The 10,412-nt window shown below is 71.9% G+C and carries 11 protein-coding genes; 5 read left to right on the top strand and 6 right to left on the bottom strand.

What is annotated here, in order from left to right; all coding sequences use genetic code 11:
• Positions 1-229: 229 nt before the first annotated feature.
• Positions 230-1,291 (bottom strand): LacI family DNA-binding transcriptional regulator, encoded by a 1,062-nt coding sequence (locus ACFP1K_RS22660; protein WP_380756549.1) that lies wholly within the window; start codon positions 1,289-1,291, stop codon positions 230-232.
• Positions 1,292-1,442: 151 nt separating this feature from the next.
• On the opposite strand from ACFP1K_RS22660, the gene ACFP1K_RS22655 reads away from it, so the two are divergent.
• From ACFP1K_RS22655 to ACFP1K_RS22635, 5 genes are all read left to right on the top strand, one after another.
• On the top strand, positions 1,443-2,804 hold the full coding sequence (locus ACFP1K_RS22655; protein ID WP_380756547.1) for an ABC transporter substrate-binding protein: 1,362 nt from the start codon (positions 1,443-1,445) through the stop codon (positions 2,802-2,804).
• Between the two features lie 69 nt (positions 2,805-2,873).
• Positions 2,874-3,779 (top strand): carbohydrate ABC transporter permease, encoded by a 906-nt coding sequence (locus tag ACFP1K_RS22650; RefSeq protein WP_380756545.1) that lies wholly within the window; start codon positions 2,874-2,876, stop codon positions 3,777-3,779.
• Positions 3,776-4,600, top strand: coding sequence for a carbohydrate ABC transporter permease (locus tag ACFP1K_RS22645; RefSeq protein ID WP_380756543.1), 825 nt, complete (start codon positions 3,776-3,778; stop codon positions 4,598-4,600). The genes ACFP1K_RS22650 and ACFP1K_RS22645 overlap by 4 nt, the downstream gene beginning before the upstream one ends.
• Positions 4,600-5,508: an ROK family protein gene (locus ACFP1K_RS22640; RefSeq protein ID WP_380756541.1), complete on the top strand. Its 909-nt coding sequence runs from the start codon at positions 4,600-4,602 to the stop codon at positions 5,506-5,508. Before ACFP1K_RS22645 ends, ACFP1K_RS22640 begins: the two co-directional genes overlap by 1 nt.
• The gene (locus ACFP1K_RS22635; protein WP_380756539.1) at positions 5,505-6,632 is read left to right on the top strand and encodes a glycoside hydrolase family 68 protein; all 1,128 of its coding nucleotides are present in this window, start codon (positions 5,505-5,507) and stop codon (positions 6,630-6,632) included. Before ACFP1K_RS22640 ends, ACFP1K_RS22635 begins: the two co-directional genes overlap by 4 nt.
• A gap of 22 nt (positions 6,633-6,654) precedes the next feature.
• Here the strand turns inward: ACFP1K_RS22635 and ACFP1K_RS22630 are convergent, their stop codons facing one another.
• The 5 genes from ACFP1K_RS22630 to ACFP1K_RS22610 all read right to left on the bottom strand — a co-directional run bounded on the left by ACFP1K_RS22630 (position 6,655) and on the right by ACFP1K_RS22610 (position 10,404).
• On the bottom strand, positions 6,655-6,876 hold the full coding sequence (locus ACFP1K_RS22630; protein ID WP_380756537.1) for a hypothetical protein: 222 nt from the start codon (positions 6,874-6,876) through the stop codon (positions 6,655-6,657).
• 111 nt (positions 6,877-6,987) lie between these two features.
• Positions 6,988-7,662, bottom strand: a complete 675-nt coding sequence (locus tag ACFP1K_RS22625; protein ID WP_380756535.1) for a 3-oxoacid CoA-transferase subunit B — start codon at positions 7,660-7,662, stop codon at positions 6,988-6,990.
• Positions 7,659-8,336 carry a 3-oxoacid CoA-transferase subunit A gene (locus tag ACFP1K_RS22620; protein WP_380756533.1) on the bottom strand — a complete coding sequence of 226 codons (678 nt, stop codon included), beginning with the start codon at positions 8,334-8,336 and terminating at the stop codon, positions 7,659-7,661. Before ACFP1K_RS22620 ends, ACFP1K_RS22625 begins: the two co-directional genes overlap by 4 nt.
• The gene (locus tag ACFP1K_RS22615; RefSeq protein WP_380756531.1) at positions 8,333-9,520 is read right to left on the bottom strand and encodes a thiolase family protein; all 1,188 of its coding nucleotides are present in this window, start codon (positions 9,518-9,520) and stop codon (positions 8,333-8,335) included. The genes ACFP1K_RS22620 and ACFP1K_RS22615 overlap by 4 nt, the downstream gene beginning before the upstream one ends.
• A gap of 80 nt (positions 9,521-9,600) precedes the next feature.
• Positions 9,601-10,404, bottom strand: a complete 804-nt coding sequence (locus tag ACFP1K_RS22610; RefSeq protein ID WP_380756529.1) for an ABC transporter ATP-binding protein — start codon at positions 10,402-10,404, stop codon at positions 9,601-9,603.
• Between the last annotated feature and the right edge of the window lie 8 nt (positions 10,405-10,412).

Genomic DNA, 10,412 nt, shown 5'->3' with positions numbered 1-10,412 from the left:
CGTCGGTGGCCAGGAGGTCCCGGCGCGCGTGGTCACCGAGGAGACCACCTTCACCCAGGACCAGGCCAAGGAAGCACTCCCCAACCGCCAGTACTGATCCCGGAGGAGGTCGCGGCGGAGGAAGCCCCTCGCGGGCACCCGGCCGGCGAGATCGAACTCGCCGGCCGTCGAGACCGCTCGCCGGCGGTCATCCCGCCGCGACGTCCGATCGGCGAGCGACCGCCGCGCGCTACACGGCTCCGGGTGACGCGACGGACTCGCGGTGGCGCACCGGCATCGGAACCCGGTGCACCTCGCCGGTACGGGCGGTCCCGTCACGGTGGTGGCCTATCTCGTCGAACAGCACGTCGACGGCCCTGCGGCCGAGGTCGTAGTGCGGGAGGGCCACCGTCGTGAGCTTGGGGCGCATCCACGCGGCGAGAGGGTGGTCGTCGAACGAGACCACCGAGACGTCCGACGGGACCTTGAGGCCGTGGTCGCTGAGCGCCTGGTACGCGCCGAGGGCGATCCGGTCGTTGAAGCAGATCAGCGCACGGGGGCGGCCGCTCGCAAGGATCGCGCGCGTGGCGTCGAGACCGTACTCCGGCTGCCAGTCGCGGCACACCCGGCCACCCGCGATCTTGACGCCCGCCTCGCCCAGCACCTCTCGGATGCCGACGAGCCGTTCCACGGCCGCGACGCTGCCCGCGGGCACGTTGCGCATGCCCGGCCCGGCGCCGATCAGATAGATGTCGTCGCGGTGACCGGCGTCCAGCAGCACCCGGGCGGCGGTGCGGCCCGCCTCGACCTCGTCGGGAAGGACCGACGAGAGCGGCGACGGGTGCTTGGGGAGCGCGTTGAGCAGGACGGCCGGGGCGGCCGTGATCTCCTTGGGGACCTTGATGGTCCTGGTGAACATCGAGGCCAGGATGATGCCGTCGACCTGACGGTCGTGCATGGCCTGCAGCAGGCGGTGCTCCAGCTCGGCGTCGCCCTCGGTCTCACCGATGAACAACATCACGCCGCGGTCCCGCGCCGCCTCGAGCGCTCCTTTGATCATGTCACCGGCGAGCCGCGTGGTCGCGACGGTGTCGGACACGAACCCGATCGTCCTGGTCGTGCCCGTACGCAATCCCACGGACACGGCATTGGGGCGGTACTGTAACTCGTCCGCCGCTTTGAGGACTCGCTGCTCGACATCATGGGAGATGCGCATCTCCCGCCCGCGCCCCGACAACACCAGCGACGCGGTGGTCGGGGACACACCGGCGCTCCTGGCGACATCGGCCAGCGTGACCCGTCGAGGGCTCACCTGGGGACCTCCAACATTCGTCCGTGTTACAGGGTCTTGACATCGGCGGAGACGTACGGTGAGACTATCGCATTGCTAATACGATTTAGCAACCGAGTACGGGACACCTGACCCCTGGCCGGCAGGGTCCCAATCAACGGAGGAGACGCAAATGTCGCGTCGAGTTCGCCCCCGCTGGCATGGGGCTGCGCTTGCGGTCGTCATTGGAGGGGCGCTGGCCGCCGGCTGCGGCGCGCCCGGCGGCGACGCCCCACAGGCCGATGCCACAGGCACCCCCATCTCGACGGCACCGGCCTGCGGCACGGCACCGATCACGCTCAACGCCTACTTCGAGACCGGCTTCCCCATCACGAAGGCCCTCACCACGGAGTTCTCCGCACAGCACAAGAACGTGAAGTGGGACATCCGCGAGGACCAGTTCGCGGTGATCACGCAGAACGCCCCGCGCGTCCTCGCCGACGACCCGCCGGACCTGATGCGGCTGCCGCAGGTCTCCGAGTTGGTCAAGGACAACCTGCTGAAGAACCTCGACGACTACGCCAAGGTCTTCAAGTGGGACCAGTGGCCCGCCTCCCAGCTCCAGCAGATGCGCCTCGCCCCCGGTGGCAAGACGCGCGGCGAGGGTTCGCTGTACGCGATGGGGCTCAACTTCAGCATGACCGGCGTGTTCTACAACAAGAAACTCGCCGCCCAGATCGGGCTGTCCGCCCCGCCGGCGACCCTGGCGGAGCTCGACGACGCACTCGCCAAGGCCAAGGCCGCCGGCATCGCGCCGATCGCCCAGTTCAACGGCGGGGCCACCGGCGGGCTCGCGTTCCCGTTGCAGAACCTCATGGCCGCCTACGGCCCGGCCGCGCCGATCAACGACTGGATCTTCCAGAAGCCGGGCGCCACGATCGACACGCCGTCCAACCTCCAGGCCGCGCAGCACCTCGAAAAGTGGATCAAGGCCGGGTACTTCTGGAAGGACGTCAACGCCGTCGACTACGCGACGATGATGAGCCGCTTCATCGACGGCCAGGGCCTGTTCATGTTCGACGGCGACTGGGAGTCGGGCAACCTCGACAAGCAGATGAAGGGCGACGCCGGCTTCTTCCTGATGCCGTCCGCGCAGGACGGCGGCAAGCTGGCCGCGATGTCCGCCCCCCTGACGTTCGGCATCAGCTCGCGGGCGAAGAACGCCGACTGCGCGGCGTACTTCCTCAACTGGGTGGCGACCGACCAGAAGGCGCGGGACATCGCCGTCGAGATCGGCGGGTCTCACCCGATGGGCCCGGCCGACGCGTACATGCCGGCGGTGGCGCCGGGCACGGTCACCGAGAGCACGCTGGCGGCCGGCGCGAAGATCGGTGAGGACAACGGCGCGATGGACTTCATCGCCAACGCGACCGGCGCGATCTACGCCAAGAGCTGGACCCCTCAGCTGCAGAAGATGGTCGCCGGCAAGCAGACCCCCGAGGGGCTGCTGAAGTCCGTGCAGAGCGATTACCAGAGCCAGGTCGGGGGGAACTGAGCACCGATGACACGGCCGACTCCCGACACAGCGGTCGATCTCGCCGAGAGTCGGCCCGGACGGGCAGCCGTGGCGAAGGCACGGAACCCCCTGCGGCGCGGGGGGTTCCGTGGCCGGAGCTGGATCGGCTGGCTGTTCGTCCTTCCCGCGCTCGCCTTCTACGCGGTCTTCGTGCTGCGTCCGATCGCCCTGACGCTGCAGTACTCGCTGTACACGTGGGACGGCATCGGGCCGTCCGCGTGGGCGGGTCTCGGCAACTACCTGAAGGTCTTCACCGACCCGGATCTGTTCGACTCCATCCTGAACGCCGTCAAGCTGATCGTGTTCTTCAGCGCGATCCCCGTCCTGCTGGGCCTCGCGATCGCTTCGACGATCCGGCGGATCGCCACGAGCCGGCTCGCGCTCGTGGCGAGGACCGTCATCTTCCTTCCGCAGGTCATCCCGCTCGTCGCGGCCGGCATCGCCTGGAGCTGGCTGCTCTCCTCCACCGGGCTGGTCAACCAGCTGCTCTCGCTCATCGGCCTCGGCGACGTGACCCGCGCCTGGCTGGGCGACTTCTCGACCGCCCTGCCTGCGGTCGGCGTGATCGGCGCCTGGGTGCTGCTCGGCCTGTGCACGCTCCTGCTCCTCGCGGGCATGAGCAAGATCGACCCGGCGCTGTACGAGGCCGCCCGGCTGGACGGCGCCGGGCCGTGGCGTGAGTTCGTCTCGATCACCGTGCCCAGCCTGCGGCAGGAGATCGGCGTCTGCGTGACCGTCACCGTCATCGCGGCCCTCGCGAGCTTCGACATCATCTACATCTCGACACAGGGCGGCCCCGGCAACACGACCATGGTCCCCGGCCTGGAGATCTACTACCTGGCCTTCTCCGAACGCCAGGTGGGCACGGCGTCGGCGCTGGCCGTGGTGCTCATGGTCCTCGTCATCGCCTGCGCCCTTCCCATCCAGTGGCTCACCAGGGACAGGTCCTCATGATCACAGCACGCCGGGAGGCGTGGACAGGAAGGGTGCTCCTCGTCCTGCTGATGGCGATCACCCTCCTGCCGTTCGTCAGCCTGTTCGTCACGGCCCTGCACCCGCCGGGCACCTACCCGCTCGGCCTGGACTGGCCCGCCGACCCGCACTGGGGCAACTTCGCCGCGGCGTTCGAGGCGGCGCGCATGGGCGAGCTGCTGAAGTCGAGCACGCTCATCGTGCTCGGCGTGGTCCCGCTCTCGCTCGTGCTGGCCACGATGGCGGGCTTCGCCATCGGCCATCTGCGGATGCCGGGGCGGCACGTGGTGTTCCTCGCGTTCGTGCTCGGCCTGACGCTCCCGTTCGAGGGCATCATCACGCCGCTGTACTACCAGGTGCGCGACATGGGCCTGCTGAACACCCGGTGGGCGATCATCCTGCCGCTGATCGGGTTGTTCATGCCATTCTCGGTCTTCTGGATGCGCGCCCACTTCGTGAACATGCCCGAGGAGCTGTCGGAGAGCGCGCGGATCGACGGGGCGAACGTGTGGCAGCTGTTCTGGCGCGTGCACGTGCCGCTGGCCATGCCGGCGATCTCGTCCCTGGCCATCCTGCTGTTCCTGTGGACCTGGAACCAGTTCCTGCTGGCGATCGTCCTCGTCGACGACCCGCTGAACCGCACCATGTCCGGCGCCCTCGGCGCCTTCCAGGGACAGTGGGGGACCGACATCCCGCTGTTGTGCGCGGGATCGCTGCTGATCCTCACCCCCACCCTGCTGATCTTCCTCTTCTTCCAGCGCCGGTTCGTCACGGCTCTGCTCCAAGGTTCGCTGAAGGGCTGATGAGCGACACCACGTACGGCGCGATCGAGGCGGGCGGCACCAAGTGGGTCTGCGCGGTCGCCGACGCCGAAGGACGGCTCCTGACCACCGGCGTGATCCCCACGACGACGCCGGCGGACACCGTCGGCGCGGCGGTGCGGTTCTTCCGGCGGCACGGGCCGCCCGCGGCGATCGGCGTCGGGACCTTCGGCCCGGTCGACCTGCGGCCGGACTCCCCCCTGTACGGCCACATCACCACCACCCCCAAGCCGGGGTGGGCGTACACCGACGTCGTCTCGCCGCTGCGTGCGGCGCTGGACGTCCCGGTCGGCCTGGACACGGACGTGAACGCCGCCGCCCTCGGCGAGTGGCGCCGGGGCGCCGGCGCCGGCCTCGGCACGCTCGCCTACATGACCGTCGGCACCGGGATAGGCGTGGGCGTCGTGGTGCGCGGCCGGCCGCTGCACGGCCTCTCCCACCCCGAGTTCGGGCACATCCGCGTCCCCCGCGACGCCGAAGCCGACCCGTTCGCCGGGAGCTGTCCCTTCCACGGGGACTGCCTCGAAGGGCTCGCGTCCGGCGCGGCGATGCGGCGGCGCTGGGGACGCCCGCCGGAGGAACTGGACGACGCGCGGGCCTGGGAGCTCGAAGCGGGCTACCTCGCCCTCGCCGTCGTCAACCTGACCTACGCGCTGTCACCCGAGCGCGTCGTCCTCGGCGGCGGCGTCGCCAAGCACCCCCCTCTCATCGCGCTGGTGCGGGCGCGCGTGGCCGGCCTCGCCGCCGGCTACCCGGCCGTACCGGCACTCACCGATCCGCGAGCGATGGACGAGTATCTCGTCGCGCCGTCCCTAGGCGACCACTCCGGGGTCGTCGGCGCGGTCGAGCTCGCACGTGACGCGCTGCGCGACGCCAAGGAGTCCGCGTGAACGACATCCGGCCGGCGCGGTGGACGCGCCGGCACCTCGACCTGATCAGTGAGACCACCGCTTCGACGGTGCCGGTCGTCACCGGCTGGCCCGCGCCGCGCGTGCTGCCCCATGACGACGTCTGGGACCTGTGGCCGGTGCAGGAGGAGGACGGCTCGCCGTCCACGGTGCTCGGCCGGGAGCTGTGGATGGGGCTGTCGGCGCCCGCCGACGGGCACCCCGAGGACCGCCACGACCACGCGCGCCTCCGGCTGCTCGCGCGCCGCGGCGAGGCATGGGAGGACCTCGGGCACGTGTTCGCCGACGGCGCGTCGGCGGGCAGCCGCGAGTGGTCCGGATCGGCGGTGCGCAGGCCGGACGGCACGGTCTCGGTGTTCTACACGGTCGCGGGCACGCGCGGGGAGGCGCGTCCGACGTTCCTCCAGCGCGTCGCCGAGGCCCGGCCGCGGCTGCTCACCGGAGACGGCCGGATCGCGCTGGAGCGGGACGTGGAACACCGCGAGGTCCTGCGCTCGGACGGCCACATGTACCTGCCCGCCGACGAGATCGAAGGGGGACCCGGCCGGATCCGCGCCTTCCGCGACCCCGGCTGGTTCCGCGACCCCGCCGACGGGCGCGAGTACCTGCTGGTCGCCGCGTCCGTCCCGTGGCGCGACCGGTTCGAGGGCGCGGTCGCCCTCGCCGAGGCCCGCCCCGGCGGCTGGTCCCTGTGCCCGCCGCTCCTGGTGGCCACCGGCGTCAACCACGAGATCGAGCGCCCGCACATCGTGGTCCACGACTCCACGTACTACCTCTTCTTCGTGACCCAGCGTCACGGCTTCCACCCGCCCGGCTCCGCCCCCACCGGCCTGTACGGCTTCGCCGCCCCCGCCCTGACCGGCCCCTACCGGCCGCTCAACGGCAGCGGCCTCGTGGTCCGCAACCCGCCCGCCCACCCCGACCAGGCGTACGCCTGGCTGGTGCTGACCGATCTGCGCGTGGTGAGCTTCCTCAACTACCGGTCCCGCGTCGGCGAGGCCGTGGGGACCCTCGGCGCGGCGGAGGCACGGGCCGGCTTCGGCGGGACGGTCGCGCCGGAGCTCAAGCTCACCCTCGACGGGCTCGGCGCCTCCGTGGCGTGGTGACGCCTGCCGGGAGCGGCGCGGGCTAGCGCGCCTGCGCGCTGACGCGGCCGGGCGCGGGGTTGCCGAAGCCCGACCACCGCAGCCGGGTGCGCAGCAGGTGGCGTCCGGCGCGGTTGGTCTCGGCGACGCGGGCCAGCACCACCGCCCGCACACCGCCGGTGCCCGCGGCGTACCGGCGGGACATGACGAATCGCCCCTCCGACGCGTTGCCGGACGAGGTGGACGGCCCGGGTGGCTCAGACATGCCCGGACCGCCACGGGGCACGGCGGGTGCGATCTGGGCGCATCTCGCAGATCCTAATGGTCCGGCGAGATGCCGGGACGCGAGCGAATCACGCTCGCGCCCGGCGCCGGGTCATGGGCCGACGAGCACCGGGACCTTCAGCCGGTCCGCGAGTTCACGTGCGGTCACGCCGAAGGTCTCGGTCACCGTCACGCCGTCCGGGCCGATGTGGAAGAGCGCGTGGTCGGTGTAGAGGCGGCGCACGCAGGCCAGGCCGGTGAGCGGGTAGGTGCACTCGGGGACGAGCTTGGGGGCGCCGTCCCTGGTGAACAGCGTCATCATGACGAAGACCTCCTTGGCGCCCGTCGCGAGGTCCATGGCGCCGCCGACCGCCGGGATGGCGCCGGGGGCGCCGGTGTGCCAGTTGGCGAGGTCGCCGCGCGCGGAGACCTGGTAGGCGCCGAGGACGCAGACGTCGATGTGGCCGCCGCGCATCATCGCGAAGGAGTCGGCCTGGTGGAAGTACGACGCGCCCGGCAGCTCGGTGACGGGGATCTTGCCGGCGTTGACGAGGTCGTGGTCGATCTCGTCGCCCCGGGCGGCGGGGCCCATGCCGAGCATGCCGTTCTCGGTGTGCAGGACGATCCCGGAATCGGGCGGGAGGTGGTCGGCGACCGTCGTCGGGCGGCCGATGCCGAGGTTCACGAAGGAGCCCGGCGGGATGTCCCTGGCGACGAGGGCGGCGAGCTCGTCCGGGCCGAGCGGCCCGCGGCCGAGGTGTTCGACGGTGCGGCCGGTGACGGTCATGGGGTGGCCTCCACGGCGCTCAGGTCCAGGATCCGGTCGACGTAGATGCAGGGCGTGACCACGGCCTCGGGATCGAGCTCGCCGGCTTCGACGACCCGCCGCACCTGCGCGATCGTGAGCGTCGCGGCGGTCGCCATGACGGGCCCGAAGTTGCGGGCGGTCTTGCGGTAGACGAGGTTGCCCATCCGGTCGCCGGCGTGGGCGGCGATGAGGGCGACGTCGCCCTTGATGGGGTACTCCAGCACGTGGTCGCGGCCGTCGATGGTGCGCGTCTCCCTGCCCTCGGCCAGCGCCGTGCCGACCCCGGTGGGGCAGTAGAAGGCGCCGATCCCGGCGCCGGCCGCGCGCATGCGCTCGGCGAGGGTGCCCTGCGGCACGACCTCCAGCTCGATCTTTCCCGCGTGGTAGAGGCCGTCGAAGACCCAGGAGTCGCTCTGCCGGGGGAAGGAGCAGATCATCTTGCGTACCCGCCCGGCGGCGAGCAGCGCCGCCAGACCGGTGTCGCCGTTGCCCGCGTTGTTGCTGACCACGGTCAGGTCCGTGGCGCCCTGCCGGATCAGCGCGTCGACGAGCGTGGACGGCATCCCGGCCATCCCGAAGCCGCCGATCAGGACGGTGGAGCCGTCCTCGATCCCCGCCACGGCCTCGTCGGTGTCGCGCAAGACGCGGGTCATCGCGCGCTCACGTTCTCCAGGACGACGGCCAGGCCCTGGCCGACGCCGATGCAGACGGCCGCGACGCCCCACCGCTCCCGCCGTTCGCGCAGCACGTGGGCGAGCGTGCCGAGGACGCGCCCGCCGGAGGCGCCGAGGGGATGGCCGATGGCGATGGCGCCGCCCCTGGTGTTGACGATCCCGGGGTCGATCCGCCACGCGTCCAGGCACACCAGCGACTGGACGGCGAACGCCTCGTTCAGCTCCACCGCGCCGACGTCGTCCCAGCCGATGCCCGCCCGCCGCAGCGCCTGGGCGGCGGCCTCGACCGGGGCGTACCCGAACATCCGGGGTTCGAGCGCCGAGGCGCCGCGGCCCGCGATCCGGGCGAGCGGGCCGGTGCCGAGGCGGTCCGCGGCGGCCTCGGAGCCGAGCACGACCGCGGCGGCGCCGTCGTTCAGCGGCGAGGCGTTGCCGGCGGTGATGGTGCCGTCCGGGCGGAAGGCCGGCTTCAGCGCGGCGAGGATCTCCGGGGTGGTGCCGGGCCTGATGCCCTCGTCGCGGGCGAGGTCCGCACCCTCGACCGGTACGACGAGGTCGTCGTAGAACCCGGCGTCCCAGGCCGTGGCGGCCAGCGTGTGCGACCGCGCGGCGAAGGCGTCCTGCCGTTCCCGCGAGACGGAGAACTTCTCCTGGAGCCGCTCGCTTGCCTCGCCGAGGGAGATCGCCCACTCCTTCGGCATCCGCGGGTTCACCAGGCGCCAGCCGAGCGTGGTGGAGACGGCGGTCGTGTCCCCGGCGGGGAAGGCCCGTGACGGCTTGGGCAACACCCACGGCGCCCGGGTCATCGACTCCACGCCGCCGGCCACGACGACGTCGGCGTCACCGCTCTCCACGGTACGCGAGCCGATCATGGCCGCGTCCAGGCTCGAACCGCACAAGCGGTTCACCGTGGTGGCGGGGACGGTGACCGGCAGCCCGGCCAGCAGCACCGCCATGCGGCCGACGTTGCGGTTGTCCTCGCCCGCGCCGTTGGCGTTGCCCCACACCACGTCGCCGATCTCCGCCGGATCCAGCGCGGGGACCTTCGCGAGGACGCCGCGCAACGCGCCGGCCGCCAGGTCGTCCGGGCGGACACCGGCGAGCGCTCCGTTGAACCTGCCGAACGGCGTGCGCGCCGCGGCGTAGACGAAAGCCGAACCCATGTCACTCCTTTCTCGAGTGTCCCGAGTGCGAACAGTGCCGGTCGCTGTGACCTCTGTGTGGCGGGCTGCGACGGGGCCGGTCAGGTGCCCGCGTCCCTGATCGGCGAGGGGAGGGGCAGGCCTTTCTTCGCGGCCCGCACCTGTTCCAGGACGTGGGTGCGCAGCGCGGTGAACCGGGGGTCGCCGCGGGTGTGCAGCTGGTCGCGGGCATCGGGCAGGTCGACGGTGAGTTCCTCCCGCACCACGGTGGGCGAGGACGACAGGACGATGACGCGCTGCCCGAGGTAGACGGCCTCGTCGATGTCGTGGGTGACGAAAAGGATGGTCACGCCGAGCTTGTGCCACAGGTCGCGGACGAGGTCCTCCAGGTCGGCGCGGGTCTGGGCGTCGACGGCGGCGAAGGGCTCGTCCATGAGCAGCACCTCGGGCTCGAAGGCGACCGCGCGGGCGATGGCCACCCGCTGCTGCATCCCGCCGGACAGCTGCCACGGGTACGCCGCCTCCGCGTCGGACAGCCCGACCGCGGCGAGCGCGTCGGTGACGAGTTCGCGGCGGCGTGCCCTCGGCAGTCCCTTCTGCCGCAGCGGCAGCTCGACGTTCTCGCCGACCCGCATCCAGGGGAACAGGCTGCGGCCGTACTCCTGGAAGACCACGGCCATGGCCGGGGGCGGGGCGGTGACCTGCCTGCCGTGCAGCAGCACCTCGCCGGAGGTCGGCGCGAGCAGGCCGGCGACGCACTTGAGCAGCGTCGTCTTGCCGCACCCCGAGGGCCCCACGACGCAGACGAGTTCGCCGGCGCCGAGGGTGAAGGTGAGGTCGCGCACGGCCTCGACCCGACGCCCGCCGCCGCTGTAGACCTTCCTCAGCCCGCGCACATCCAACATGGGCGTTT

Source organism: Sphaerisporangium aureirubrum, from assembly GCF_042658925.1.
In the GTDB taxonomy this organism is placed as follows: domain Bacteria; phylum Actinomycetota; class Actinomycetes; order Streptosporangiales; family Streptosporangiaceae; genus Sphaerisporangium; species Sphaerisporangium aureirubrum.
Note: the sequence above shows the minus strand (reverse complement) of the source record. Positions and strands in the feature narration are given on the sequence as shown.